At 42.3% G+C, this 26898-nt stretch carries 36 protein-coding genes and 1 pseudogene; 3 read left to right on the top strand and 34 right to left on the bottom strand.

Translation table 11 applies throughout. The features are described 5' to 3' along the window. Nucleotides 1–21 precede the first annotated feature (21 nt). The 7 genes and pseudogenes from FTU90_RS10750 to FTU90_RS10720 all read right to left on the bottom strand — a co-directional run. Nucleotides 22–1423: pseudogene (locus tag FTU90_RS10750) on the bottom strand (hypothetical protein); the annotation flags it as partial. Next, nucleotides 1413–1832 carry a hypothetical protein gene (locus FTU90_RS10745; protein WP_180072640.1) on the bottom strand — a complete coding sequence of 140 codons (420 nt, stop codon included), beginning with the start codon at nucleotides 1830–1832 and terminating at the stop codon, nucleotides 1413–1415. The pseudogene FTU90_RS10750 and the gene FTU90_RS10745, both read right to left, overlap by 11 nt. Further along, nucleotides 1829–4918 carry a tape measure protein gene (locus tag FTU90_RS16115; protein ID WP_257222409.1) on the bottom strand — a complete coding sequence of 1030 codons (3090 nt, stop codon included), beginning with the start codon at nucleotides 4916–4918 and terminating at the stop codon, nucleotides 1829–1831. Before FTU90_RS16115 ends, FTU90_RS10745 begins: the two co-directional genes overlap by 4 nt. A 102-nt stretch (nucleotides 4919–5020) precedes the next feature. Next, nucleotides 5021–5194 (bottom strand): hypothetical protein, encoded by a 174-nt coding sequence (locus FTU90_RS10735; protein WP_171255725.1) that lies wholly within the window; start codon nucleotides 5192–5194, stop codon nucleotides 5021–5023. Between the two features lie 104 nt (nucleotides 5195–5298). Continuing rightward, complete coding sequence (locus tag FTU90_RS10730) at nucleotides 5299–5790, bottom strand: hypothetical protein (RefSeq protein ID WP_081273081.1); 492 nt, start codon at nucleotides 5788–5790, stop codon at nucleotides 5299–5301. Between the two features lie 12 nt (nucleotides 5791–5802). Continuing rightward, nucleotides 5803–6084: a hypothetical protein gene (locus FTU90_RS10725; protein ID WP_180072638.1), complete on the bottom strand. Its 282-nt coding sequence runs from the start codon at nucleotides 6082–6084 to the stop codon at nucleotides 5803–5805. A 52-nt stretch (nucleotides 6085–6136) separates the two neighbouring features. Beyond that, a complete protein-coding gene (locus FTU90_RS10720; protein WP_180072636.1) occupies nucleotides 6137–6697 on the bottom strand; it encodes a hypothetical protein in 561 nt (186 codons plus the stop codon). A gap of 500 nt (nucleotides 6698–7197) precedes the next feature. Between FTU90_RS10720 and FTU90_RS10715 the strand changes: the two genes are divergently transcribed. Further along, a complete protein-coding gene (locus FTU90_RS10715; protein WP_180072634.1) occupies nucleotides 7198–7368 on the top strand; it encodes a hypothetical protein in 171 nt (56 codons plus the stop codon). Nucleotides 7369–7397: 29 nt separating this feature from the next. On the opposite strand, the gene FTU90_RS10710 is transcribed toward FTU90_RS10715, so the two are convergent. The 27 genes from FTU90_RS10710 to FTU90_RS10580 form a co-directional block, all read right to left on the bottom strand. Continuing rightward, complete coding sequence (locus FTU90_RS10710; RefSeq protein ID WP_004730163.1) at nucleotides 7398–7739, bottom strand: hypothetical protein; 342 nt, start codon at nucleotides 7737–7739, stop codon at nucleotides 7398–7400. Nucleotides 7740–8194: 455 nt separating this feature from the next. Next, nucleotides 8195–8956, bottom strand: a complete 762-nt coding sequence (locus FTU90_RS10705; protein ID WP_159137881.1) for a hypothetical protein — start codon at nucleotides 8954–8956, stop codon at nucleotides 8195–8197. Continuing rightward, on the bottom strand, nucleotides 8956–9126 hold the full coding sequence (locus FTU90_RS10700; protein ID WP_171509103.1) for a hypothetical protein: 171 nt from the start codon (nucleotides 9124–9126) through the stop codon (nucleotides 8956–8958). Before FTU90_RS10700 ends, FTU90_RS10705 begins: the two co-directional genes overlap by 1 nt. A 9-nt stretch (nucleotides 9127–9135) precedes the next feature. Continuing rightward, nucleotides 9136–9558, bottom strand: a complete 423-nt coding sequence (locus FTU90_RS10695; RefSeq protein WP_004646451.1) for a hypothetical protein — start codon at nucleotides 9556–9558, stop codon at nucleotides 9136–9138. Further along, nucleotides 9533–10030 (bottom strand): phage virion morphogenesis protein, encoded by a 498-nt coding sequence (locus tag FTU90_RS10690; RefSeq protein WP_180072632.1) that lies wholly within the window; start codon nucleotides 10028–10030, stop codon nucleotides 9533–9535. Before FTU90_RS10690 ends, FTU90_RS10695 begins: the two co-directional genes overlap by 26 nt. 7 nt (nucleotides 10031–10037) lie before the next feature. After that, complete coding sequence (locus tag FTU90_RS10685) at nucleotides 10038–10490, bottom strand: gp436 family protein (protein WP_180072629.1); 453 nt, start codon at nucleotides 10488–10490, stop codon at nucleotides 10038–10040. 7 nt (nucleotides 10491–10497) lie between these two features. Then, nucleotides 10498–10857, bottom strand: a complete 360-nt coding sequence (locus FTU90_RS10680; RefSeq protein ID WP_180072627.1) for a hypothetical protein — start codon at nucleotides 10855–10857, stop codon at nucleotides 10498–10500. A 10-nt stretch (nucleotides 10858–10867) separates the two neighbouring features. Next, nucleotides 10868–11941: a major capsid protein gene (locus FTU90_RS10675; protein ID WP_180072625.1), complete on the bottom strand. Its 1074-nt coding sequence runs from the start codon at nucleotides 11939–11941 to the stop codon at nucleotides 10868–10870. 3 nt (nucleotides 11942–11944) lie between these two features. After that, nucleotides 11945–12331 carry a hypothetical protein gene (locus FTU90_RS10670; protein WP_005097146.1) on the bottom strand — a complete coding sequence of 129 codons (387 nt, stop codon included), beginning with the start codon at nucleotides 12329–12331 and terminating at the stop codon, nucleotides 11945–11947. Further along, nucleotides 12328–13296, bottom strand: a complete 969-nt coding sequence (locus FTU90_RS10665) for a hypothetical protein (protein WP_180072623.1) — start codon at nucleotides 13294–13296, stop codon at nucleotides 12328–12330. The genes FTU90_RS10670 and FTU90_RS10665 overlap by 4 nt, the downstream gene beginning before the upstream one ends. A 175-nt stretch (nucleotides 13297–13471) precedes the next feature. Beyond that, nucleotides 13472–14677 carry a phage minor head protein gene (locus FTU90_RS10660; RefSeq protein WP_180072621.1) on the bottom strand — a complete coding sequence of 402 codons (1206 nt, stop codon included), beginning with the start codon at nucleotides 14675–14677 and terminating at the stop codon, nucleotides 13472–13474. A gap of 39 nt (nucleotides 14678–14716) precedes the next feature. Continuing rightward, nucleotides 14717–15349, bottom strand: coding sequence for a hypothetical protein (locus FTU90_RS10655; protein ID WP_180072619.1), 633 nt, complete (start codon nucleotides 15347–15349; stop codon nucleotides 14717–14719). Nucleotides 15350–15404: 55 nt separating this feature from the next. Then, nucleotides 15405–16880: a DUF935 family protein gene (locus FTU90_RS10650; protein WP_180072617.1), complete on the bottom strand. Its 1476-nt coding sequence runs from the start codon at nucleotides 16878–16880 to the stop codon at nucleotides 15405–15407. Nucleotides 16881–16894: 14 nt separating this feature from the next. Further along, entirely contained in the window at nucleotides 16895–18571 is a 1677-nt protein-coding gene (locus FTU90_RS10645) for a terminase (protein ID WP_180072615.1), read from the bottom strand. Continuing rightward, nucleotides 18568–19059 (bottom strand): DUF2280 domain-containing protein, encoded by a 492-nt coding sequence (locus tag FTU90_RS10640; protein WP_180072613.1) that lies wholly within the window; start codon nucleotides 19057–19059, stop codon nucleotides 18568–18570. Before FTU90_RS10640 ends, FTU90_RS10645 begins: the two co-directional genes overlap by 4 nt. A gap of 45 nt (nucleotides 19060–19104) precedes the next feature. Further along, nucleotides 19105–19746, bottom strand: coding sequence for a putative metallopeptidase (locus FTU90_RS10635; RefSeq protein WP_180072611.1), 642 nt, complete (start codon nucleotides 19744–19746; stop codon nucleotides 19105–19107). Next, nucleotides 19706–20143, bottom strand: a complete 438-nt coding sequence (locus tag FTU90_RS10630) for a hypothetical protein (RefSeq protein ID WP_180072609.1) — start codon at nucleotides 20141–20143, stop codon at nucleotides 19706–19708. Before FTU90_RS10630 ends, FTU90_RS10635 begins: the two co-directional genes overlap by 41 nt. Further along, on the bottom strand, nucleotides 20136–20309 hold the full coding sequence (locus FTU90_RS10625; protein ID WP_180072607.1) for a hypothetical protein: 174 nt from the start codon (nucleotides 20307–20309) through the stop codon (nucleotides 20136–20138). Before FTU90_RS10625 ends, FTU90_RS10630 begins: the two co-directional genes overlap by 8 nt. 5 nt (nucleotides 20310–20314) lie before the next feature. After that, nucleotides 20315–20482, bottom strand: coding sequence for a hypothetical protein (locus tag FTU90_RS10620; protein WP_180072605.1), 168 nt, complete (start codon nucleotides 20480–20482; stop codon nucleotides 20315–20317). 786 nt (nucleotides 20483–21268) lie between these two features. Beyond that, nucleotides 21269–21505, bottom strand: a complete 237-nt coding sequence (locus tag FTU90_RS10615; protein WP_180072603.1) for a hypothetical protein — start codon at nucleotides 21503–21505, stop codon at nucleotides 21269–21271. Nucleotides 21506–21705: 200 nt separating this feature from the next. Then, the gene (locus FTU90_RS10610) at nucleotides 21706–22260 is read right to left on the bottom strand and encodes a hypothetical protein (protein ID WP_180072601.1); all 555 of its coding nucleotides are present in this window, start codon (nucleotides 22258–22260) and stop codon (nucleotides 21706–21708) included. Then, complete coding sequence (locus FTU90_RS10605) at nucleotides 22257–22667, bottom strand: DUF559 domain-containing protein (RefSeq protein ID WP_180072599.1); 411 nt, start codon at nucleotides 22665–22667, stop codon at nucleotides 22257–22259. The genes FTU90_RS10610 and FTU90_RS10605 overlap by 4 nt, the downstream gene beginning before the upstream one ends. A 70-nt stretch (nucleotides 22668–22737) precedes the next feature. Continuing rightward, a complete protein-coding gene (locus FTU90_RS10600; protein WP_180072597.1) occupies nucleotides 22738–23055 on the bottom strand; it encodes a hypothetical protein in 318 nt (105 codons plus the stop codon). After that, on the bottom strand, nucleotides 23052–23795 hold the full coding sequence (locus tag FTU90_RS10595) for an ATP-binding protein (protein ID WP_180072595.1): 744 nt from the start codon (nucleotides 23793–23795) through the stop codon (nucleotides 23052–23054). Before FTU90_RS10595 ends, FTU90_RS10600 begins: the two co-directional genes overlap by 4 nt. Further along, entirely contained in the window at nucleotides 23792–24691 is a 900-nt protein-coding gene (locus FTU90_RS10590; RefSeq protein WP_180072593.1) for a replication protein, read from the bottom strand. The genes FTU90_RS10595 and FTU90_RS10590 overlap by 4 nt, the downstream gene beginning before the upstream one ends. Nucleotides 24692–24739: 48 nt before the next feature. Continuing rightward, nucleotides 24740–25219, bottom strand: coding sequence for a phage regulatory CII family protein (locus tag FTU90_RS10585; RefSeq protein ID WP_005171431.1), 480 nt, complete (start codon nucleotides 25217–25219; stop codon nucleotides 24740–24742). 56 nt (nucleotides 25220–25275) lie between these two features. Then, nucleotides 25276–25530, bottom strand: a complete 255-nt coding sequence (locus FTU90_RS10580; RefSeq protein ID WP_180072591.1) for a hypothetical protein — start codon at nucleotides 25528–25530, stop codon at nucleotides 25276–25278. A 116-nt stretch (nucleotides 25531–25646) separates the two neighbouring features. Between FTU90_RS10580 and FTU90_RS10575 the strand changes: the two genes are divergently transcribed. Together FTU90_RS10575 and FTU90_RS10570 are read left to right on the top strand one after the other, a co-directional pair. Then, nucleotides 25647–26345, top strand: a complete 699-nt coding sequence (locus tag FTU90_RS10575; RefSeq protein WP_180072587.1) for a LexA family transcriptional regulator — start codon at nucleotides 25647–25649, stop codon at nucleotides 26343–26345. Nucleotides 26346–26419: 74 nt separating this feature from the next. Continuing rightward, nucleotides 26420–26722: a hypothetical protein gene (locus FTU90_RS10570; RefSeq protein WP_180072585.1), complete on the top strand. Its 303-nt coding sequence runs from the start codon at nucleotides 26420–26422 to the stop codon at nucleotides 26720–26722. The last annotated feature ends 176 nt before the right edge of the window (nucleotides 26723–26898 follow it).

Here is a 26898-nt window from a genome sequence, read left to right as displayed (position 1 = left end):
GCACAGGTAAATCAGCTCGTTGATAGGTTGCAATCGGTGTCCCCCAGTTCAGCAGGATCGGCGTATCCACATCCGGCAAGGCACCTGTGGTGAGTAACCATGACCCAGTTTCATAGCTGATCATGCCTGAACCAAAAGATGGACTGGCAGCCTTTAACTGGCCTGAACCATCATCTTTAAGCTCATAGAACTTACCCTGCGACATGTATGAAATCGAAAGTGCACCAGGTGCAGGAATTGGAATTAAAACTCCGGTCCAGTTGGTGCTTTGGTTATTTTGAGTCACCGGAATGGCATGACTCTGGTAATACTGATTCGGTGCAGCTGCTGGTTTAAAAGTAATATTCAGACTTACAGTTCCAGCCGGTGCTGCTGCAGTCCACTGAATCAAACCACGCTGATAATCAATCGTGCCAACCTGAGTGCCTTGAGTATTTTTAAGCAATCCACCCTGATCAGTGATCTGCTGCCCTTGTAATGTAAACGCCACGCTAGATGGAATCACCGCAGAACCGATATACAGGTTTTGGCTGACACCAATCACCATATTTGGATAATTAACAGTAATGGTGCCTTCATTGCCTGCGACCAGCACCACACTTTCACCGGCAGCGTTCACATCAATGATCGGGGTTTCAGTCTGGGCAGATGGGATGAGTTGAGCAAAGATACTTTTGGCATTTACCGTGAATTCACCCACATTGGCTTCAGAAGCCAACGCAGTCGATGAGTAATACAGACCAGTATCCGCAACAATGGTATCGCGGATGATGGTTTTGGATTTTTCACCGTTGTACCATTGGCGTGCTGATAATCCGACAAAGTCAACCTCAAGAGCATCATTCAAGGAATACGTGGCAACCTTGTATTCAACATTTTTACCATCGATGACCATGATTGCAGTACGGGTTTCAACCTTGGTAATCCGTACATACTGCTCACGCTCTAAGGCCTTACCTTCATCACTAATCAGAACAATCGTGTCGCCCACCGATGCTTCAACTTCTTGTGGCCACATTGCAGTTTGAAGCGATGACATGCCCTGCCAATGCGTGTCTAGTGGTGTACCGGCAATCTGACCACCTTTGGCCAAGTAGTTTTCCACCCGGTTTTGAGCAGACTGGCGTTCATCAGTCCAGTTCTTGGTGCTAAAAAGCAATGCTGATACGTTTGGATCCGCAGGCAACTCAGACACAAAAACCGTGGCACCCATCAATAGATCGGTATCTTCTGTGGTAACTGCAGGAAAGACCTTGCGCATGGAGACATCACCCATGGTCCGATCCATCTCAGACACATCATTGAACAGGTTGTTGCTAATGCCATCCTGGACTACTACACCTGAGTATTTACCACCGCCATCCAAGTTATCCGTCAAGCGTTCAGACTTGTAGATCACTAAATCTTTGGTTTCAATCGCCATCGTTCAACTCCGTAAAGCGCAAGGTCACATTAAAATAATCATCCAGTGATACCGCTGGAATTCCTTTTACCGGTGCAGCTTCTAAAGCCCCATCCTGGTGATTGAATTTGACTTTGAATTGTCGGTTGTCATGCGGCTGTTCAAACTGCAGTCTGAAATTTTCACCTTGCAGCCTGGACCATTCCAAAACAGTCCGTAGTTCACGCAACCTGATCCAGCCCATCTGCGGATCTGCCGGTTGTAAGGTAATTGGCCGGCCAGATTTCTTTTTGCCTTCCTGAATATGCAAAGTTCCATCCATGGCATAGGCCTGATTCTGTTCAATAGCCTTCCATGAAAATTCATCAGGCCATAAAAAACCGTCCTCTAATGGGACGGTTTCGGATGTTGCTAAGCGAATTAGTTTCATGTTGATTTCGCTATACCTTTTAATTGGTTTACCAAACTGGTCATCACATCCTTTTGGCTTGCATCGCCTGTCAGGGATAGGGTTTGACCTCCGAATTGAATGTTGTAATTCACACTATCACCACCCTTACCATAATCTTTAGTTGATGGCACAGAAGGAATAGACGGCGCATAGTCATTCAGGTTGGAACCGGTTGAAGCCACATTGATACTGCGCATCAACTCATTAATCTTATTGGTGCCGTGCTGAGTGGTAATGCCCTTGGCTGCTGCATTATCAAATGCTTGACGAATCATGGTATCCATTCCACCAATACCACTATTGCCATAACTGGCCATCTTGGCATCACGATCAGCTTCCATGGCTTGTGACCAGATATTGCCAGCCAGTTTTTTGGCTTGTGCATCGTCATATCCCTCCGACTTCAGCATAGCAATAACGTCATTCTTGTTATAAGAATCGTAGTCATCAAGACTACCAAGCGCCTTGCTTTGCTGCTTCATGGCCTTATCAAAATCGCCTTTGGCCTTGTTGACTGCATCAGCCCAGGCTTCAGAGGTTGTTTTAGCTTCCTCTCTTCCTACTTGGCCAGCATGACGGTAGCCATCCGCAATACCACGTGCAGAATCTTTAACACGGTGATTGGATTTCTCCCATTCATCCATGGATTTGATCGCAGTTTTCCCAGTCTCATCTACCTGAACCTCTAAATCCAAAGCTGAGGCTTGAGATCTAGTAAAACCATCCACGATACCGCCATTGGCTTGAATGGCTACATCGGCATATTTCCTGAATGCTTGCTGAAGTTGATCAGTTGAAGCCTGACCACTTTTAAGCAAAACCTCATATGCCGCTTTATATTCAGCAGCCATTATTTTGGCTTCATCACGAGACCGCAAACCAAATATCGAAAAGGCCTCATTTACAGAGTTGACGCCTGCTGTCATCTCATCAAGTTGGCGATTAATATTGAATGCCTGAGCTTCCACTTGCTGCAAAAGCCCATTCACTACAGTTTCACCAAGCTCACTCTTAAGGCTGTTGATTTGGCTTCGGATAGCACCAAGTTGCTGAATAGTTTCAGCACCATTGACTGCCTTGCTGATCGATTGGTTGAGTGCAAAAGCGGTATCAAGACCTTGGCGCTTTAGTTCATCAAGACTACCAATAATGGTTTGAATATCATTTATTAGTGATCTTGATGCTGCCGACCCTTTTCCTTGGAGTTGCTCGAAACTATATCCGGTACGCTCCACAGCCAAGATCATTGCTTGTTCAGCAATGAGTGCCATCTTCTGAGCTTCAAAAGAAGTACCAGCAAAAGCAGCCTTTGCATTTGCTGAGAACACCACAAGGTCTTCAGTTGCCATTGCAGCTTTAAGCGATACCTTGAGTTGTTCAGCGGTTATCTTTCCCTGCTGCTCAAGTACCACTAGGGCTGTTACTGAATCATTAATACCTTTTGTGGAATCAAACACCAAAGCATCTTGAAGCTTTTCGAGTGAATCGGTTACTGACTCGCCTTTTTTAATTAACTCATCAAACGCTGTAATAAGCTTTTTTGATTCTTCTGTTAATTGGTAGGTCTTATCTCTGGCTTTCTCTGCGGCAGCTGCCTGCTCTGCCTTAATTTCGGCCGCCACTTTAGCTTGAGCTGCTTCGAGAAGTTGCTGTTTCTCTAGTTTCTCAATAGCTTCGCCATAACCCATTGCTTTTGCGGCAGCTTCACCCATCCACTCTCCGAGTGGGGTAAGCATACCGACAATAGCCACACCCATCACACCGAGTGAGGTAATAGCAATGCCCAAGGTGCCTAGACGGCCTACCAAGCCCATTAGGCTTGTACCAGCAGAGGCAGTAGCTGTTGCTGCAGATGTTGCTAACTGCCCTTTAGCCACAGCAGTTGCTCTAGTTGCGTTAGCGTTCGCTATTTGCGCCTGCGTATTGGCTACAACCGAGGTGGTTTCTTGAGTAATAGCTAATGATGCAGCTTTAACGCTATTCGCTTTATCCAAGAACATTAGACCGATGTTTAGAGCCTTATATGCTACAAATGCCTGACCAGCCAACATCAACGTAGAGACAATCGTATCCAAGTTTTCAGCAACAAACTTAATAGCTTCTGCAACTTTAGAGCTTGCACCAGTAGCAGCATCCGCCTCACCAATATAAACCGTCCATGCAGTTTTAAGATTTTCAATTGATGCACCGATTGTTGTGGGGAATTTAGCGAATTCAGCACTAATTGCTTCGCTTTGGCTTAATAAAGCCTTTGTTACAACATCAGTTGTAAGCTTCCCCTCACCAGCCATTTCGCGCAATTTACCGGTGGTTACATCAAGCCCATCAGCCAACGCTTGAGCTAATCGTGGCGACTGCTCCATGATCGAGTTGAATTCATCACCGCGAAGTACACCTGAGCCTAATGCTTGGTTAAGTTGAGTAATAGCTGCTTCATTGGATGCGGCAGATCCACCGCCCACCTGAATGGCTTTGTTAATTGTTTCAGTTAAAGAAAGCGCCTGTTCTTGCGGCCACTTCATCTCTTGGCCAATCTTGGTTAGTCGAGAATATAGATCACCAGTTGCGGTTAAATTAGAGTTGGTATTAATGGCGACATTTTTAACATCATCCATGGCTTTTTGTAGATTGCCATGCTCTCCAATTGCTATTGATAGACGACCAGATAGGTTTTTATACTCATCGGCAGTCTGTGCAATTTCCATTGCCGTGGTGCCAATACCGAGAGCAGCTAAAGCCCCGGTTAGAGCATTAAAGCCGGTTTTTAAGCCCTGCAACTCCCCTGACGCACCTTTTGAAGCCTGCTCTGTTTGTTGTAACTCTTGTGATGCTGCTTCTAATTCTTTATCAAGCTGCTTTACTTGTTGAGCTGTCTCTTGAGATTGGTTGCCAAGCTGATCTACCTCTTTTGTTGCACTATTGGTATCACCTACAACACTGGCTGATCCATTCTTAAGTGCTGCAAATGCATCCTTTGCTGCTTTCTCTGACTGATGCATATTGGAAACAAAAGCTTTTGTATCCGCATCCATCACCAGCTTAAATGTTAAATTCTTACCAGACATGCTGACCTCTAAATTTTAGGTACTAAAAAAGCGCCTAGAGGCGCAGCAGATATAAAAAAACCGACCTCTTATTGGGTCGGCTTTATTTAATTGAATTCACAATTACATTCCTAAGTAAAATTTGGCGACCTGTATCAGGAAAGATGCAGCCATTATAAAAACTGCAATAAAGGCCAAGTGCCAAAATACTTTCACAAAATTCTCTGGTTTTAAGTTCATTGCTTCCATTGTTGCTCCTAGAAACTTTAATGAAAATTTGTTATCCTTGTCGCTCATTTATGGTTTTTAATCCTTTTGGGTTGGAAACAAAAAAGCCCATGATTACGAGTCACGGGCTTTTTGCTTTTTTGGTACTAAAAAACCACCCGAAGGTGCTTTTGTTAACTACACTTGGAAGACCAAAGTCTGTCCATTATTTGAGGTGTAAATATTGCATCTTTTGCATCAGACTCAATGATTACACTCTTATCTTCTGGGAAGTAGATATAGCGCGAAAAGCCTGTATATCCACCCATTCTGTTTTTGGCGTTTACCTCACCACAACTACCCTTTTGATTTCTAAATTTAGCTGAATCGGAATCTATTAAGCCATCTTTAACCTTTTGGGCGGCAACTTCAATTTGAGCGCGCTCTTTATCCTGTTCTGCCTTTTGATTAGCCTCATTAAGCTTAATGCGATCTAATTCAGCTTGAGCTTTCTTTTCTGCAGCAGACTTGGCAGCGTTTGCAGCATCAATTTTTTCCTGCTCTAATTTTTGCTGATGAGCAATTTCAGCCTGTTGTAATCTTTCAGCTGATGCCTTATTGCTCTGATACATGAAATAAAACATACCGGAGGCCAGAACTAAGATACCAATAATTAAATACTTCATTTGATATCTCGCTTAAAGATTACGCCATAAGATTTTCACAATTCTATCTCGACATAAAATGACGGTATATTCCTGTAAATCTACCTGTTTTACATATTCGGTAGCTGCACAGTGAAGTCTTCCATCTTCAAGAACATAAAATCTAGGCTTGCTTACTTCCAATTTATCCTTCAGTGCTTGATGACTATCCCCAATTCTTACCAAATCACCAGATGGTGTACGGATGCTAGTGGTTGTTCTATCTGCATATGCGAACCCCGACACCAAACATAAAGCTAATAATAATTTTTTCACACTAACCCCCTAAATAGTTATTTTCACATCATAACTTTAGGGAGATGCTTGATCAATCAGAGACCATTTCTTTTTTAAATGATTCAAAGCCTTTTTTGTCTGATTGAGCGACACGTGCTGCAACGGCGTTATTAAAGATTCCCTGCTTGTACATCTTGTTTGCTGCCTTAACGTAGCCTTGGAATGCACCGTAGGTCATCTGCATGATTTCGCTGTGTTGGTGGCCCATTGATACCAGAAACTGGAATGAATCAAACCAGGTGGAGTCATCTTTCTTTTTAATGCCACGTTTAGGCTTTTCGTATTTGAAGTAAGCTTGGTTGATCAGAAGTACCGCCTTAAGTAGCTCTTTAAATCCCTGCTCATCAGCAGCAAGTTCTACCAGTGATTCGTTGTCCAGATCAGTGACGCATGCCATAGTCGAAATGACCTGTACACCATGAGCTTTAAATAACTGTGTCAAAATTTCATCTGAATGATTTTGACCTTTGATGAAGTTTTTCAACACTTCAGCATGCATTGCCCAGGTGTCAAAGTCTTTTATCTGAATCTGACGAACTTCAATATCATCAAATGGAATGCTTCGATTAGTTGCTAAGAAAAAATCATTCATTGCGGGATCCTGAGATAAATTTTATGCATTAAAAAAACACCCGAAGGTGCTTTTCTTTTAACTTTGATAAAGGCTGAATTCTATAAAGTCCAACTACCACCTTGTCCCATTTCATACACGATGAAAATTAAGGCTAGTACCATTAGTATGACAACAATGATTTCTGTTTTTGTTAGCATTTTCGGTGCTCCACTTTTCATCATTCATATGATAAGCAAAGCAAACAATTTATAACATAAAGATTACAAAAAAATTATTGGATGTTACAAAGATTTAGAAGTTAGGGAAGTTTCTTTAGAGTGTAGCTACCTACTGAAGCATTCAAACATTTCGTTAAGCAACTCAACAAAAAGTTTCAACTGAAAAGCATTCTTACGCAAACCTAGAAACCTATAACTTTAGACCTGAATATCTTACATATCCCGACATAGCTGCTACATCCACGATTTAAATCATTCTCTACACTGAAATTAAGTCTTAGAAACGTAGAGGAAATTCAAATGAAAAAGTATTCGAAAATTCTAATCTTAGCTTTAATGGGATTTACCGGTACCGTTGCTATCGCAGCTGACTCGATTCCAATAGAAGCCACTGCTGCAGCTGAAGCACAACAAGTGGCTCTAGAATATGGAGATGGTAAAGACCAGAAATCAGAATCATCTGATGAATAAAATAAAGCCCTCAAATGAGGGCCTTATAATTATTTATTCCAACTTGGTGTGCAGGAGCTTTTCCATGAAAGCTCAAATTGCTTTGGATCCATCTGATTTTCTACAAGCACTATATTCTTTTCAAGCACAATGAAACGCTGGAAATCAATATCTGTGCCGCCTACTTCCTTATAGCTAACTTCCCCACAATCCCCGACTTGATTGCGGAACTTAGCTGAATCAGGATTGGGAATGAATTCTTTAGTGGCTTCTTTTGCAAATTCAAGCTGTTCTTTCTTGATTGTTTCTAGATCAGGTTGCTGACCGTTAGATTCTCTGTGTCCGCAACCCGCTAAAATCATAATAAAAAATAATAGGCCTAAATTTTTCATAATATCCCCTTGCGTTAAGGGCGTCACTTTACATCACTTTTCAAATTTATCTAACGTCTAGGAAGGTAAATTTGTAAAGTTGTGTTTAGCTATTTTGGCTCTCATTCAATATTAATTTTAGATAACAAGTTTAAAAATCCCATCTATCAAAAACCTCCCGAAGGAGGCTCTTAATTAGTTAACTGGCTGACACACAAGATAAATAATAGTAGAAATAATTATTACGGCTAGGATGGAGACAAATATTTCTATTTTATTCATAGCAGTTTTATTCTTAACATGAACTGAATATCTTTTATATCCCCATCAGATGAAAATTAGAATAACAAAAGATTACATAATCTTTATTTTTTACTATTTATTAAGTTTCATCTTAAATGTTTTAAGACTTATTACTATAAGGCAGGCACAAAAAAGACGCTAATGCGCCGTGGAGTTCTTTGTGCCTATATGGGTTAAGGTGCTGTAGCTGCCGGAATCGTTACGATATGACCATACAAGCCAAGTGTTGGGTCTGTTTCTTTGCCTACATCCGATAAAGCCTGACCAGAGATTTCATACTGACCCAATTCTTCATGAATTAATGGGAAAGTAGTTTCAGGTGACTTTTTAGTTCGCCATAAGCGCACAGCCATGTGCTTACCATTTGCTGTATTCACCCCTTTGAAGAACAACTCATATTCTTCATTGAAGTTATTTGCCAAAGTGGTATGTGTTACAGCACCTGTTGTATAGGTGGCTAGGATCGGCATCGCTAGGTCTGCTACATCATGGAAGATCACAGTGCCAAACTTAGCATCCACGGTGTACTGATCATCAGTAAGTGTTTTTGGTGTGCCGCTGGTTGAGTCCTTAAAGGTCACTTCTGATAAGTTGTAGCCCTTTAATTGGATTTCCTGACCAGCAACCACAGTACCTAGTGATTCATCAGCAATCGCTTTGCTTGTAACTTCAGAGTTGGTACCAGATACGATGTACTCCAGATTGTCTTTGTCTACTTCTTCAAGTGTTCCAGAGAAATTCACAGAAGTTGTATTTACCATCGTGAAGTCGGTTGTGCGATTGCCCGATGTTGACTCTTGATGCTCAATAACATCTGCACCAATCTCAAGCTCAAAATCGGGCACGTTGCCCAGATGACGCATAGCGCCAGCAATACCATTGGTTAGCTTGGATAAATAGAATTTACCCTGCAACGAGATATATTCTTTAGCCATTACTTTTGATCCCCTGTGGTTTTCTTGGCTGGAGCAGCTTTAGCTTCAGGTACTTCCTGAATCACACCATCTGCCAGTAATTTTTTAATTTGAGCATCATCCAGCCCGCCGACTACATCACCTTTTTTAAAGCGACCGACAGGCTGAGTTGCCTTGTATTGTTTTGCCATGACTGGCTCCTAAATAAATTTCTGTGATTCAAAAATAATAGTGATGTATGCAAAGCCTGGACTATACCCATCTCGAACTGATATGAAATCTAGTGCAGTACGCGATGCTTGAGGCTGCCAGCCTGACAGAAGTTGAATAACTTTTTCAGTCAAAAGCCCGGCTTCATCACTTACAGCACGTCCATCAGTCATCTGAGATTGAGCATTGCGGCATGCAACCGTAACCGCCCATTGCTGACCGATCTGATTGATACTTCCACGACCCGCACTGGCTTTCTTGTCGATACGAACAAAATTGACATGTGCAGATGGCGTGACTTGTGACATCTCTGTTACGCTGACTGAATTCAACGGCGTATAGATCTTTAGAAATTCAGGAATTTCTTTCAGCTTTTCTGCAATCTCATCACGTACCGCGAAGAAGGTGCTCATCTATAAAACTCCCAACAATATCCAAAACCATGACTTCATCTTCCGCATCAAGACCGAGTTGAGTCCGAGGTGGAATAATGGATTGCTTAACTTTCCGATATTGGCCACCCACTGCAAAGGTGATGTATTGGCCATTCTTGGGTAGGATTGTTGCGCCATAATGCAGATGGGGTGCATACGCAACATCTGTACCCACCTCCACACCGCTTGAAAGAACATTGTGTGTGTAGGAATTCATTAGGCGGCCAGTATCGCGCAGCGTCTCGCCACCCTGCATACGTGCACGCCATGAAATCTTCCATGGAATACCATCAACATCAGTACCTGTTAAGAATCGATTCTGAACACTATTCACAAGCCCAGCACCGATCTCATCAAATAACTGAGCCTTTAATGAGTCAAAGCTACCTAATTGCTTAAGCACTGCTTCAATAGGTGAACTATCAGCTTGAATGGTTATTGCGAAAGCCATAAACACCTCACTTCATGCTGGGCATTTGATCCAGAATAGAATCTCCAAATACACCACCGGTATATGAAGTACCGACTGGCGCCGTTGAAGGTCGTCCTTTAGGTTGGTCATCCACGATCTGGTTTGTTTCAGGTAACTGAATCTGCAAATGTGCTTTGTTGTCAGCCACACATTTTAAGAATGCAATTGCATCCTCATAACGCTGTCGCACCTCATCGGTTGGCTGCTCAAAATGAAGGCGGTAGCGTGCAATATCACACGCCATACGCTTTAAATTACTCGGCACATTGGGAAGCGGCAAAGGATAACGACCACCGATATGACCGTTAATCTCCTCCATTGCATCCTGGATTGCATCATTAATTGCTTGAGAACCTTTTGCTGCATCTTCATACATCAATTTCAGGTTCTCAATTGAAGCCCCAAATCGTGCGACCAAATCTTCTTCAGTCGCATACATAGATCACCTATTTGGTTTCGTCAGCAGGCTTTGGATCTGCTTTAGGTTTTGCAGCAGACTTTGCCTTTTCAAGCTCAGCCACCTTAGCCTTCAGATCAGCAACTTCTTGATCAGATTTGGCCTTGTCAGCAACTGCGGCCTGATTGGCTTCAGTTAAGGTTTTATTTGCTGCTGTCAGCTCAGCATTTGCCTTTTCAAGCTCGGCTAAACGTGCGGCGTTACCATCTGCTTTAGGTTCTTCCAGCTCTTGATATTCTTCAATAGCCCCAGATACTAAAAGGGCCTGAAGTTGTTTAGCTTCAAGCCCCTCTATTTCCTGACCTGGACGAAAGTGTCCGATCGATTGTTTTGCGATGTACTTTGGCATTTTATTCCCCTTATACGAAGCCGCGACCGCCGACTAAGCCATTCTTATTATTTGGAACAGCAAGTGGAGAAGATTCAGCCAGTAGTTGAATACTTGACGGATTCTTTTCCTGCCATTGACCCAAATAGAACTCCAGAGCTTGACCAAATGCTTCAACATTTTGCAATGCACAATGTGCAATCCATCCATTAGCATCCGAAACAAGACCAAAAAAGTCTTCAGGAATAAAGCGATCAGAGGAGCCGCCCATATTGTGACTCACGTCATAAGTCCAGATTTCAATGTTATCCACTGTGCCACGGAATTGGGGCTTATCAGCTTGATCGAAAGTCGGAGTTAGTGGAACGCTAATACCAGCATACGGCGCAATGAATTTTTCTTTGAACTCTGGATCCTTGATTAAGGTGTTGTATACCTTAGAAGTGGTCAGAGCCATGATAGGTGATGTACCTGAGTGCTCGATAGACAAGTCAATCATGGCTTGAAAATCTTTCACTGGAGTAGCACCAACCTGTCCCCATTTAATTAATGGTGCGTAGTTACAAGCTGGATTACGCTCATAGTCCACTTCGTACATCGGGAAGTCTGCAGAAGCAAAAGTAGTTTTACCGTAGAGAAGCACATCACGCGCAATTAATAGCTTTCGGTTTTCAATTGACTGACGAAGATATAAAGCTTTTTGAGCCTGATCAATCAATAGTAGATCCGCATCAGATAAGCGGTTTGAACCGGTGGCAATTACGCCGAACTGACGTAAACGTGCAATCAAAGCAGTATTCTGCACTTCACTCGGCATCACCGTCATCATTGGTTTTAGGTAAGCCGGTTTCACGAATTTCACGTTACCAGATTCACCCACTTTGATCTGCCGACCAGCTGCTGTCGGAGTCACAAACGGGGCAAGTGGAGTTGCTGTATTCAGCTCACCTACCGGAACCTCTTTTTTAGTATAGGACACGCGCTGAGGGAAAAAGCGATCCATCAACCAAGTATCTACCTTTTGAGTGGTATCAGTCAGTAATACCAGCTGTGGCACATCCAGTAATTCCACTGGTGCATTTTGAAATGTAAAAGTTTGACTCATGTCTTAGTTCCCCACAACTTTTCGAAGTTCGATTTTGTTTTTTAATGCTTGTGCACGTACTGCATCATATTGAGCAGTGGTCAGAGGTGTTCCATTCACTGTAACTACTTCAATATCAAATGGACCTTGCACGTAGATCGGCATCTCAAGATTATTAGCCGCATGGTAAGTAGATTGCTCTGCATTGAAATCTGACACAGCAATCGCATTCCATTCACCTACTACACCTTCAGTGACAACAGGATGATCAGCAACGTTATTGGCATCTACGTTAAGTAAATCGCCGCGCTTATATGCTGTAGCAGTTTTTACTTTGGCATTTTCTGTACGTACGCCGTCACCGACCACTAGCTGTTTATTTTCAATAGTGCCTGTTAATACTTGGCTCATGATTTAGCTCCTTGTTGCTGCGCTGCCATAAACTGATTGAATGCCTGATCTAAAGCCGAGCCTTGTGGAGCTTGACCACCCTGACCACCGTTCGCCTGGTGATTAAACAAATGCGCAAATGCCGGATTCACACTTGGTGCTTGTTGTGGCTGTTGGCCAGCTGGTGGCTGTGTATTACCTGCTGAGAATTGACGAAGCTGCTTGGCTGAGAATGCAAATGCAGAATCATCAAGCTTTTTCATTTCTTCAACATCTTCAGCGCTAAACTCTTTGCCTAGGTCTTTACCCAGTGCACTGATTTCAGCTTCACGTTTTGCAGCTGCAAATTGTTTGTTTTGTTCGGTCAAAGCATCAACCTGATCTTGCAATGCTTTGGCTTTGGCTTGCGCCTGTTCTAATTCGGTCACGTTGGTGTCCTCTTTGGTTGGGTTTGGGTTGGCTTTGCCCGAAAAGGCTTTAATTGATGTATTACGATCAGCACCTGTTGAACAGATCGTAAATTCACGAATACGGTTTTGACGGAAGATTGTGATCGGGCCTTCAAAGGACTGACCATTTACAGTGATCGATTTGCCTTGTGATACTTCTTCAATGGATCCTGGATCAATCATCATCGACATCTGGAATGGGAAACCGTCATCAGAGTCTTGAACAATCTCTTGTGCTTTCGCATTCGTAAGGAAATCACCAGATACATCAATCTTTCCGTTTGTATCTACCGCTTGAACAACGCCGATTCGACTTGAACCAAAGTGTTCTTCAAGTAAGGCTGTTGGCTTATCAATCTCAATTCCATCAAGATCGAACACCACACCAGAGCGCCCCCAATACCAGTGACCATCTACACGACCACCAGCATAAGCAGTGCCTTTAAATTTCCGCTTCTGCCCTTCTTCGGCTTTTGGCACCTCAATTGCCGAGGCATTGAATAAATACTTCAGCCGTTCTTCATTTGGATCTGGCATTTTTCATGCTCCAATAAAAAAAGCACCCGAAGGTGCTTAAGTTGAATTTGATTTATGGTTTTTTGGGTGGATTAATTCGCACTAAAGGCGGTGGTGGAACATATTCAGGTTTAGCCTCAGGTTGATAACCTGAGCTTGCTTTACATGAGCAACTACAGCAATTTTTACAACACATCTAATTCACCAATGCTTTTAATGTGTAAACCATCTGCCCTTCTACCAACTCAATCGAAACCACTTCAAAAGATAGCCCCATCGGCATGAGAACACCGTTACCAGCATTCAACATATCCAGATCAACACCCAAGCCTTTAGCATTCTCAATCTTAATCACGATATCTGAAGCTGTATCAGCCATCAGCAACGGCGCATTCAATTGAAGTGTTTGCCCTACCTGATAAGCCGCTACTTGATTAAGAGTTGCAGCACCTACTACGGTAGAAGCCGTATTGCTTGCCACAGCCTGAATACCTGCCATATCGGTACTCAGCCAGCGCTTAAGTACATCATCAGCCAGAGAGCTTGTAGCAGAGTTTAAGTAGCTGGTCAGTGCAGCATCATTGCCCTGTACATAATCAAGAAAGGTACGGATCGCACTGGGTCTGATACTTGGGTCAAGTGGAATCACTGTATTGGCCACCGTGTCGAACAGATCCCGAGCCTTATCATCCATCGGAGCAAATAGACTGGTGAGCTTTTTACTCGCCGTCCATTCAGCCTTAATAACTTCCTTTTGCTCAAGGAGATATTCTTTATCCAGACTTGAGGCACTGATCTTTTTATCAACCAGCGATTCTAGTTCACCAAACTGTAATGGATGAGAACTCCAGTCCAAAGCTTCAGCCACTTCTGGCAACTGATCATCTGGTGTAATACCGTATTTCAATGCCTGCTTTTCAGTTAAGGCCAGGCATGTGCATCTACAGCGAAAAGCAACGGGAGGATAATGTGTCAGCCAAAATGGATGATCAATCGGTAATACAATCCGGTTCAGAGCCAAATGACTAGGACGTACCCGGCTATCATTGATTGCCGAGTACATCAGATATTGTCGCTTGGCCTTATTTCGTTGCTGTTGTTGCCACCGGCCATGACCGTAAGCACTTTGGATGTTGGTGCGGAATACATTGTCCAGGTAATGCTTTGGCAGAATGATTTCAGATTCAGCAATTAGCTTTTGAAAGTCGTTAAACGTTCCGCCGTCGGCAATCGATTTATTCACCGCTTTGATGACAGTTTCAATCTGCTCAAGACTCGATAGAAAGCTAACCGTAGTTGCCATCTGCCGGGTCTTTAGATCCATCGAATAAAACTCATCAGGCAGCACGATCTTTTTGCTATGAGCGTACCGAAGCGCCTCAAGGAATGTGACTGGTTGCATAAGTAACACTCACTAAAAACCCTCTGAAGCAAGAAGGCTTTATTTAAATTTAAATCTCTTTTGATAAGTAGAATAGGGCTTTATTTCACTAATTACTTTTTCAGCAGAATTAAGTACTTCTTCAATTTGATGTTCAGCCGCTTGTATATCTTTCTTAAATTGAATTGGTCCTAGCCTTCTACTCATGAAATTCATTTCCTGCTCAAGCAAAGCCTCTTTATCGACATATTCATCCACATACTTTTCAAGTTTCTTATCTTCCATACACTCAGTAAAATAGTGTAAACCTCTAATTACTTGTGATTTTAACCTTTTTAGATTTTCTACTTCGGATACAAGTTCTTCGTGTATCTTTGGGGGTAAATGAGACAGTTTTCCCAAGGCTACTATGTATTCAAGAAAGTTCTTTATTATTTCTCTAGCCTCGAACGCAATGACTTCCTTTCCCTTTTGCGCATGCCATATATGATAAATGATATAGGCAATTACAAATGGCGATAATAAGGTTATTGCATCCTTGAAAGTATCATAAGCATCTTTCCCATTAAAAGAATGCTCAGCTAATGGATATTCACTTTTAAGAAAAAAAGCGAACAAAAAATAAAAAGACAAAAAAATTACCACTCCTATTACTGCATTTTTTAAACCTTTTTTTAAATTATTAGTGCTCATAAATCCCCCTTAATTTAGAGGGATATTAAGTTAAAGATCAAAGATAAACTAGCCTTCACTTCCCATTCTGCGCCGTCACATACCCCAACACATCCGCTGCATACAAAGCTTGATCTAGATTAGCCGTGAATTGCGTCTGAGTTGCATCAGGTATCAATTGCATCAAGTTATAAGCCAAGCTTTCAGGGCCATCAGACTTGAATACCAATTCCTTGACCTGATCCGGTTTTAATAGCTGCAATTCATCCTGTGCATCAGTCAGTTCTTCAACTTCTTGCTGCTCTGGTGAAAGCTTGTTTGCTGATGCCTTAAAGCTGAATGCCTGACGCGGTAAAGCGGTGAATTGAGTATTAGCTGGAATCTGCTCTGAACGCATTTTAAAGTGCTCAGGCTTGATGCCATAAGTCTCCATTACATACTGATCAGTAAAATCAACACCCAACTCTTTCAGCTTTAAGTCGCGCTCAACTACTTTTACATTCAGGTCTTGCTCACCACCCAGAATGATCGTGTGCTTTTCAAATCCATTTAGATAACAGATTGCATCGACAATATCCTGAAAGGTCGGGGTGATCATGCGTAAGTCTGAGTTACGCTTATCCATGCGTACATTTTCATGCACTTCACCCAGTGCGCGACTCCCCGTGCCATCAGTTCCCGATGTGAGCGTCTGACCCAATACAACCTTTTGAATACGGCGCGTTAAAACAGTATCAAATGCCTCAAATGCCGAACTACCGGCACCCGAGAAGTTTGTACCCACTGTATTTACATCATCTTCAGATCCAATCGAAATAACCGACTGCGAGTGAGCATTCAGTAATGCCGAGGTCATGGCATCAATATCATCTTGGGTTCGACTGTTGCCACCCACCTTGCCCACAAGTAACGGAGATCCGAATCGCTCCAAGAACTTAACCCAAAACTTAGTGGAGTTTGTTCTAAAGAACCATAACCAGTACAGCTTAGACAATAATGGATCGCCATAAGGCTGCTTGAATGAGGGCTTGCGTCGAGTCAAGAAAAACTTTAATGGCCACTTCTGAAATACACTGATTTCTGTATTGGTCTGTGGCTCACGATAAATTAGTTCGCCGTTGTTCTTTGGTTCAAACCACTCAAGCGGCTTCACCTGGATGCCATTGAGTGTGAACCTACCACCCTCAAGAATCTTGTAATTGGCCTCCATGACTGAATAGCCAAATGGACACGCTTCCCACGCACCAGTAATAATTTCATTGTGCCAGTAAGCAACCTGCTCTTTTAAGAACTCAGTTTGCTCCCCGTGATCTTCTTTGAATCGCCATGGTGCATTAATGACTGAGTCAAGGCGGGTTTCCATAGCTTGGGATATTTCATCGTCAGCCATAAGTACAGATAAACGCTGACGGGTAACACCAGCCTTGCGCAGAACCTCATCAACATCAGCCGCACGCCCCATACTGAATGCCAGTTTTTCAACAGCAACTTCGGTTAACAAGCCTGCTGCTTTTGGCTTGGTCTCTTTCTGCTTGTTTTTGGATTTTGCCATATTAAAAACCTTGATTAAAAACTACGTGAGCCACCTCCACCCGGCCTTAAGCGTTCAGGCGGCTTGATATCACTAAAGCAAATCATGACGCCGTCCGCTCGGTTTGGAGACAAGGCCCCGTCCGGTTGCTTATTGACTAGGATTTTGCCTGCACCATTTTTTGTATAAGTGGGTTGTGATAACTCTCGCTTGAGCTGTTCAAGCTCATGCTTGTTTATGTCTTTGGCAGAGAGCGAAATAAGATTGTCTGGGTCATATTGCATACCCTGTAAGGCTCGATAAGTATTCTGGAATCTGATACGCAATGACCACCACATCTGAGCTTTAAGATTGGCAAAGAAGTCTACGTTTTTACGCGCCTCCACCATTTCCTGCTCAGGGTTGTGTACCGCGCCTGAGCCACGGAATGGATTTGCTTCAATCTCCGGAATACCTTTGGATCTGTTTTGCTCATTAATGACTCGGGCATCACCACGTACACCAGCACCAAGACCATCGGCATCGTAATAAAACGAGTTCAAACGTAGATCAAGACAAGCATCAATAGCTTTCTGAGTCGTGCCAAAAATGTCATCACCAACGCCTGACCAAGTATCCAAATACTGCAGTACGATGCCATGACGTGCGGCAAAAGAGTTTTTATCCTTACCCTCATCTGCCACATCAAGCGCACCCATACGTTCGCCTGAAGGCTGAATATTCAAATTAAGATGAGCATCAACTGCAGCTTGCACCCATGCTGATGGAATCAACACACCTTCTACCGAGGCGGCATAGTCAATATCAACCTCTTGAGCTAAAACAATATCGTCTAGTGTGGCCAATTGTTTTTCATACCAGGGATGAATTAGCTTGCCATTAAATTCGACCTGCCAATTCTTATCTGGGTTATCACGCCATGCCATTGTGAATACGGCGTAACGTCCACTAAAACGATCCTGGTGAAACTTATCCCCAATACCGTTTGGAGTGGATCCCTTGATGTGTACGTTGGTGTTTTGAGAGATTGCGGCGTCTACAGCTTCTTGTCTCTCTACAAATGCCCATTCATCCAGAAAGTACATTGTGGTACGACCACCACGGCCAATGTTGTCACCAGCTTCACCAGTGACGGTTGCGCCGTTGTCCGGGTTAATGATTCGCATGTAGTTGTCATGCACTTTCTCAACAAAGCCTTTAGGCTTCATCCAGTCCGGCAACTTGGAAAACATATCCCTGAATTTGTGCAGTAACGTTTTTGGATCGCCTTTCTTATCAACCAGATCTTCTTTACGGCTACCGACGCCACCAGCAAAACCTTCAACGAATAACCACCGGTGCAAATAAAAGCCCAGGACTACATAGCTCATCCCTTCATCACGACTTTTTTCAATTAAGCCATGGGTCTGGGTACTTTCACGTTCAATCAGCCAATCAACGAGTTCGACCTGACCTGGACGCAAAACAAAAGGAATATTCGCTGGCAGTCCAAAAGGCATACCCCGTGGATCATAAGTCCATACCCAGTGATTAAACCAATGAGCCGGATCATTCTTACATCTGTAGATTTCAGCTTCTCGACTTAGTTCATTCTGCTCTATCAGCATCCGGTAGTAATAACGCCGTTTCATTTCTTCAATAATTTCAGGCAGACGCGTATTGATCGTCCACTCTTTAATTAGTGGCGCTATATCTTCGATTGCATAAGTCATAACTTGCCATTAATTGCTAAACGCGAAAGCTCTTGCGCCGTCATGCCAGCAAGCTGTTCAGGTGTATATTGAGGAAGATTTTTAGTTTCTTGCTGAATAGGTCCGCCGTCTGGACCAGTAATTTCTTGCTTTGTCACACGGCCATCTGTTTCTTGGAATGCTTGCTTGAGTAAATTCTGCTTGGCGCGTTTGTTCTTGCCAGAGTCTTCATACATCTTTTGAAGCTCCATAAGCCGAAACGCTTTATTTGCAATCGCAATATTCTCAATATTTGCTCTGAAGTCTCTGCGCGTATCCTCAAATAGCTTCTTTAAAGCCTTACTGATTCCCCTGCACGTGGCTTTGGTTGGATCATAAGAGGCTACCTGCTGACGATCAATTTCAATCCCATATCTCTCCCTTACAGCATCTACTACTTGTTGAGGTGTTTCAAAGCAGGCAAGAGACTGAACTATAAACATTTTTACAGGCTCTTTTAGGGTTGCCATAAACTCACCTTTGTAAGAGTACGTAAGGGTAACTAGGCAAAAAAATCAACCAATCACACAGTTACCACAACACGCAGCAATATTTGTTTCAGATACAAACGGCGCATTCCTGGCAATTTCCAGAAGCCGTTTTACAGATTCGTCTGCACCCCACCGTTTAGTCTCACCAAAGAACACTTCGACATCGTGGCCAGCCAGGTAATGCTTAGGCAGTCCGGTCATATCGCTATAAATGATTTCCCCATCTTCATCCCGTTCAACTCCGATGTGATATAGCTCATGTTCAATCAGTCGACAGAATTCACGATCCGAAGCCTGTTCACAGAATGCTGCATCAACCGTAATCAGGTATTGAGGCACAAAGCCAAACCAGTCCCGCATCTGCTGTTCCTGTCGTGCTTTCTTCCAGCCGCCCTGGTTAAACATGACCTTTTCACATTGCCCCAGCACCATACGTTTTTTCGCTACGGCGGCAGATGAAGCCCAGGCGAATGCAAGGAACTCTTCATTGTCATGCAGTAATTCAGCAATATGATCATGATCCGGGTTATGTAACTCACCACCTAAAGTAAGCCAGTTATTCATGACCCATTCTTTAAGCTCTGGCGCAGGTGCCAAGCGAATGGCTTCCTCTTCCTCAGCCTGATCAATCAGCTCCGTCGGCGGGAATGGTCTGAACTGTTCCATAAGATGCCTTTAAATTTCTAAGCCAGGTAGTTGCACGGCCCATGTTGATGTCACTGGTTTCAAAACGCTGATATCGATAACCCATTTCTTCAGCATGGTCATAGCGATCTATACTCCAGGCTTTTGTGGCTAATTTACCTTTTCGACCACCAGACCAAGGCCCACCAGCAATTTCAATTAATGTGAGATAGCCAACCAGGTGCAAATCGAAACGCCAGTGCCTCGTACTTTTAAAGTGAAAATATTCTTCGTATTTGATTTCCATCCGATCCAAGATTTCTTTTAATCGATCGAATGCTTCTAGGTATTTTTCACCAGCTTTGGGTAGGGGTCTGACACGCGATTTCTTTTTTGGCGGGATTTTTTGGGTGAAAAGTTTATAAGCCTTTTCATCCATACAAAGTAAACCGTAAATTATTAATACGCTCTTTCAGCTTAATCATGATGCCGTCAATTGCCAGTAACTCATTTCGAGTCAGCCCGGCCCGACTGAGATTCTGATACTTAGACAGCTCAGTACTGCAAAATTCTAAGTCTTGTTTCGCTTGTACTTTGTCTGTCATAAACATCACCAGTCTTGCTCTTCTTTATCCAGCTTCTTTACTTCAATGCATTTATAAGTTTTTTCACCAACGAAAAATCCACCAAGTCGCTCACATTCATTTGCTACGTAGATATGTGTATACCAGCTGCAAATAACCCAAGCCACGATAAAACCAAGTAAGAATTGCCACACATTCACCACCAATAAGAAAAGAAAAACCCCACTCAAATCTCCAGAATTGAGCAGGGCCTTATGTGCCGTAATCCGTCCGGCGAATTATAAATAAAAAAAACCTGCTTAACTCTCCCAAATTAAGCAGGCTCATATCAGGTCAACAATCTCTTTCATTGTTTTTATACACCTGTATCTTAGCAAATAATTTATCTAACTAAATATAATTATTTGCTTCTTTAGACCAAGGGATAATCACCCAACCTCTTTCAAGCAATCACGGCACTCTTTCTGGTTATCACTGATCTCAGTTACACCGTGTAGGCCGAATAAACATAATAAGAATCGGAGCATTGCTTTTCTCCATGCAAAAAAAAGCCCACTCATGGAAAGACGATGTGGGCTTATAAACTAAGGACCTTGGAGGATCATTCAGAAACTACAGCGGTTTCTGGTAGCTATTTTGTACACTATTCAAATAATATTCAGTGGCTAAATATACCAATAACTAAAATATTATAAACTTAATCAATATTTTAGAAAAACTTAATTAATGATTTATTAAATACTAAAAAGCCATCTTCGCGTGGCCAGACGCTACTCACAATCACACACACCTAACATGCACGGTCTGCTTTACTTGCTTTCAATCCTCTTTAGGTCGGGACGCTACTCCCTAGTCTAGATTCCCGAAGGAAGTTTACTCAAAGGCATGTTCCACTGGTCAGCACTCCAGCAGGAATGGGTTGCCTTTTTACAGGCAATAAAAAAGCCCACCATTTGGCGAGCTTTCCTTGATGCTTAAACCTATTTTTGACATTTCACTTCAAACTGGTATTCGTCTTGAGTGACCTTAATTTTAATATTTTTATATTTTCGTTTGTTTGGATCCATTGCCGAGCCAGCCACTTCCTCAAAAAAGCTACGATCATTCATTAGCTCGCCATACGCTTTATAGCCTAATAAAATCTTTTCAGGCTTTTCGCCTTCAGCCACTAATTTACCGAGAGTATCTTCTAGTTTTTTAACAGTTAAAATCGCCATTTCAATTAGAGCTCAAAAACAAAAAGGCATTATCGCTTATTTTCATGAACAAACAATGTCAAAAAAAGCCCACCTTTCGATGAGCCTTTACTAGTCTTTCCTAGCAGCCATCTTTTGACCTAACCATACTTGGTCTCGGTTGAACCGTAATACGACCAGTATAGAAAAAGAATACCTGAATCAGAAAAATATTACTAGCTTTATGCTTCAAATTCTTTGTAAGTATTTTTCTTATACTTTTTAATAGCTTTGGATGCTTCATCTATTGCGGAATCAATTGCCAATGCCATCAGTTTTTCGTACTGCTTCCATGTGCAATCATAAGCCTTCAAGCTCATCTCAGATTCTCTAACGCCAGCCGCAAGATGCAATCGCCCTTTAGCTGTGAAGTTGTCTTCAAAGGTTGGCTCTAAGGCAAACTGAATTACCATAAAGGCCACACGCTTGGCCAAATCTTTAATCTTGATTCCCTCCGGTTCACGACGTTTATCTTGGACCGCATTTAAAATCATGATATTTGCCAAATGTTCCTGTGCATGATCAAAGTCAGCTTTTGCCGCTGGGCCAAATACGATAACTGAAGCAATTGCCTTCGCCAGAGCGGTATCCATTGAAGCAATAGCCCCCAATTTATCCTGATACGTTAAAGGCTTCTCATTAGTCCCATGCACCACAGGCTCAAAGTTAGGTGACTTTGCTGTAGTACCCCGAATCAACCATTCAAACTGTTCAAATTTTTCAACCACTGCATTCATCCTAAATCCCCTACCATCTTCTCTATCTGTTGTATCGCTAAACCTGACTTCACTTGATCCGTACTAAACCGTATTACTTGAAAACCCATCATTGTTGCGGCGTTATATTTTTCCATGTCCCCAATGTAGCCTTTGCCTCTTGTATGCCTACCACCACTCCAGATCCCACCTTCCACTTCAACCAATATTTTTTTACCCACTAAATGAAAATCTGCTTTCCACTTACGCTCTGGGTGAAACTTAAATTCCTGCTCAAAATCTATTTTTAAAGCTTTTAACGCAGTGGCCAGTTTTACTTCACCTTCGCTTTGTACTTTTTCGCCTTTCACCTTAGGACGCTTGGAGCGCCCTTTCGGTTTGGTGGCTTTAACCATTTTTTTGTATTCAGCAATTGAGTAGCTGGTCATTCACCCCAAACCCTCAATACAACAGCGGCAATAGCCATGAAAATAAACATCAGCGCTTTGTTTAGATCCTTCATACGGCAATTTCACCCTTTACATTCATAATGTCTTTGGCATATGCAGTTGCACGGTAATGACTCTCTGATACACGCTCCAAATAACCACCTTTGACATGCTCCTGAAGCAGGCTGTAAATAGTGGTTCTATGGAAATCAAAAACAGCTTCTTGCAAGTCCTTCACTGAAAATGGCGTAGTGGCATAACAAGCAAAAAGCATCAAACTTATCTGATCTTCAAAGCTAACTTTCCTATGGATTTTTGACTGATCATCAGAATCAATTTGCTTAATCTCGCCACCATTTTTCAAAAATTCTTCAATTGTTGTATTCACACCCCACCCCCTACACGCTGATCTGTCCAATTGCATTCAACTACGGTTAATCCACCCTGTTGAAAACGAGACCAAAGACGATCACCCAGATCCTTTTGCAGTTCAGCCAATGTGAGATTCGAAATCAACATGGTTGGCTTCATACGGTCATAGCGTGCATATAAAACTTTGTGAACCAACTCGCGGCGTTTATCACGGTCATGCAATCCATATTCATTCAGGATCAACAGGTCATACTGGGTGAAGTCATAAATCACAGATTTCTCTGTAGCGTCCGGCTGCTCCCACGCATTCATGATTCGCTGTGCCATATCCTCACTGGTGATGTAACGCGCATACTTGCCCTTGTTGAGCAGTGTTCGAGCCGTAGCGCAACTCAGATGGGTTTTACCGGTGCCTGTAGGCCCTACCATCACAAAATTATTCTTGTGGCCATTGATCATGTTCTTGGCGAATGAAACAACATGGTTTAAAGCGTTTTGGTGTCCAGCATGTTTGACCAGGTAATTCTTAAAACCTGATGTTGCATGACGCTCTGGAAGCATTGCCCCAGCAAAGTGTTTTTCACGTACGGTACGATCAATTTCAGCCTGTGCTTGTGCGAGTTGTTCTTCATGGAACTCAACGGCGCATTGTGGGCACTTCTGAAAAGGGCCTGCTTGTACCATGGCGGTTTTGTGTTTCGAGCAGATCGCTTGTGTTTGTTTTAATCCCTGAGTCAGCATCGACATTGCGTTCATACAAAGTCCTCCGGAATATGGACTGGTGAATCAACTGGTGCGTGATATTGCGATGCTTGATCTGCCCAGGCTGTATTCACGTCAAGATTAGAATTTGGTTTTTCAGAGGATTGATACGTTTTTTGAGTGAACTTTCGCTTGATCCACTTCACGAAGTTTGAATACATCTGGGTATCTGTAATCAAGCCTGCGTTCAAACGTGGTTCGTAGTGAGCATTCACTTCAAGTAAAATCTGATTCACCAGCTCTTGGGTCATTGGGGTTTCACCTGATCGCTGTAACCAAGAATTCAGAGAATGTAAATCTGGTGTCCAGAGATTCAGAACCTGATCAACTGAATTTTCTTGCGCGTTTTTCTCTTTAAAGTTTTCTTTAAATGTTTCTTTAAGTGTTTCTTTAATAGGGTCCCGTTCAACGGTACTAGTCCCGTCACCTTTCGCGGTACTAGTCCCGTCCCGTTTGGTGGTACTAGTCCCGTCACCTTTAAGGGTACTACCTTCATTTGGTACTAGTCCCTTTTCGCGGTACTGGTCAGGAGTAAATTGATATTCACTTAGACAGCCTGTTGTTCTCTCAACTTTGATCAAGCCGAGCTCTTCCAGATCACGAATACATGACATAACCGTATCGCGTTTTTTGATACCGCAATATTTTTGAAATTGAGTGATAGCAATTGGGTGAGATGCGCGGTCAAATCCAATGGTTTGACGCATGACAAACATTAAACACTTAAACGCCTTATCGTTTAACTGGGCCATGATCTGACCATCAATTAAACCATTTGGCATCTTGGTGTAGCGCTCTTCTTTATTCGACATAGCTTTGCGCTCATTTTTTGGGAAATGAACTACTTGCCCTTGAGGTAGCGGTGGTTCATATGCTAAATTTGATTTCATATTCAATGCCCTCTAAAGTTTTGAATTGATAAAGCCTGATCTCAGAAATCAGGCTTTTTCTTTTTGTGTGAATTTATGCATTTGCTTGCTTAAAGCCATATCCGCCGCTTTAGCGTTTTCAATAATGCGATTAAGAATTTCGCTCGCTTCCGCATATTCTTGTGGCGTCACCATGCCATCTTCTAAAACCTCATAAACCTTTTGATTGGCTTTTCCAGTTTCAGAATTCATTTGAAGTAATGCCTCTACGATAGTCATCTGACGATGTGTGCCTTCTCCACCTGCCGGCATAAGAACAAAACCAAGCATATGAGCCCAAACTTTCAGAACTACCGGGTTTTGGGTCAAAAGCATGATTGCTTCAAACTTCTTAAGACTTGGATCATGGTTTTCCATATTTGGATTGCCATAGTTACAAATCGTCTTGTGAGCATCACCGGTGACTTGCGCTATGTCCTTTGGATCAAATCCTTCAGACTGATTAATCATCTGATGAATCGCTATTCTCGTTTCTTTCTTTAGAATCATGTGAATCCCTGTTTTTGTTCACGTTTATTTAAAATGATTACTGACTGATAATTGGTTTAAGCAGTTAGCGATAAGGCTTGATTTCTGATGTAGTTAAAATCAGCCTCTGGGCACAGTAAGTCGCACTTAACAGCACCATCACTTTCCTTATCGATTTTTATTGCTAATAAAGCACTGCATTTGCTATTGCCGTACATGATTTGATGCAAGTACCCAATTGAGGTTTGGCAGCGCTTTGCGAATGCTTTTCTTTCGTTTGGGGTTAATCGATTGAGAAAACTTTTTAGTTCAGCTGTGTGAGCAGAAGACATCTTAAATCTCCTAATTAGTAATATTTAGTAAATACTAATTTTTATCACTTAATAAGTCAATAAAGATTTAGTGTTTGCGAATTTACTTTTTACTAAAAACTATATGAAATACCGCTATGGACATAATTTCTTTAAGACGCGCTAATTTACGCCAGGCTATTGATGCCAAGATTAAATCTGAAGGGTTCTCTTCGGATGCTGCTTTTTGCGAGCATTACGATCTGAATCCAAGCCATATATCTCAACTTGTGAAAGGTCATGGGAGTTTTGGTGAGCGCGCAGCTCGAAATTTAGAGAAAAAGGTCGGGTGGGAAACTGGAACCTTAGATCAACAACCTCCTAAAAATTTATTTGGGGGTGAAAGCCTAGCGAACGTACCGAGAGTTAAAGCACGCATGGCCCCTGTTCTATCTTGGGTCCAGGCTGGTAGCTTTACCAATGTTGCAGCAGTTGATATGAGCGAAGTAACTGAATGGCTGCCCTTGCCAGAAGATGAGTGCTCAAACTGCTTCTTTCTTAAAGTCCAAGGCCTGAGTAACTTCCCTGATTTTATGGAAGGCGACTACATCGTTGTAGATCCAGATGCATATTATGGGGATATGCAGTCTGGTGACATTATCGTGGTCCGTCGCGGTGATGATGCTACTTTCAAAAAACTGGTTATCGAGACAAACGGTAAAAGATACCTTCAGGCTCTAAATCCAGAGTTCAAGCCAAATATTATTGAATTAGATGATCAATGCCTTTTCGTTGGCCAGGTAGTTGACTGCGTTCGCTATGTTTATCGCGCAAGACCAAGAGTTAGAAAGAATTAAAAAAGCCGCTATATGCGGCTTGGGTTCTATCAAGATGTTGAACATGATAAAAAATCCCGAAAAAGGAAAACACAATGATCGCAACACTCAACAAATCTAAAACTGCGCTAACGATTAATCGTCAAGAGTTTAAGTTGGCATTAGGCAAAATTGGCACAGGAGTTGATAAACAAATAGCCTCGCTTAAAAAAGCCAAGCAAAGCTATGACGCTTCTGAAATAGCACGCGAGGTCATTAGTGAAGCAAATATCTTTGAAGCTATTATAGAAGGCTTTAACGAAGCAGAAGAGACCAATCTAAAGCTGACTGATATAACCAATCTTGAAGTGGCACAAGGATGGATAGATGAGTTTTTAGAAAAGTATTCTGCGCTATAAACCCTAAATCAATTTTTGTCGGCTGGATAAATAAAAAAGCCGCTATATGCGGCTTTTGTTAGAACGGCAAGGTTGTTAATTCAGATTGAAGTATTTGATTAATAGCATTAAATCTAATTCAATACACAGGTTTAAATATGTTGAATTATCTCCCTTTAATAATTTTTTATAAAATG

The organism is Acinetobacter sp. YH12200 (assembly GCF_013418175.1).
Classification (GTDB): domain Bacteria; phylum Pseudomonadota; class Gammaproteobacteria; order Pseudomonadales; family Moraxellaceae; genus Acinetobacter; species Acinetobacter pseudolwoffii.
The sequence above is the reverse complement of the archived record's forward strand: the minus strand, read 5'-3'. Positions and strand labels throughout refer to the sequence as shown.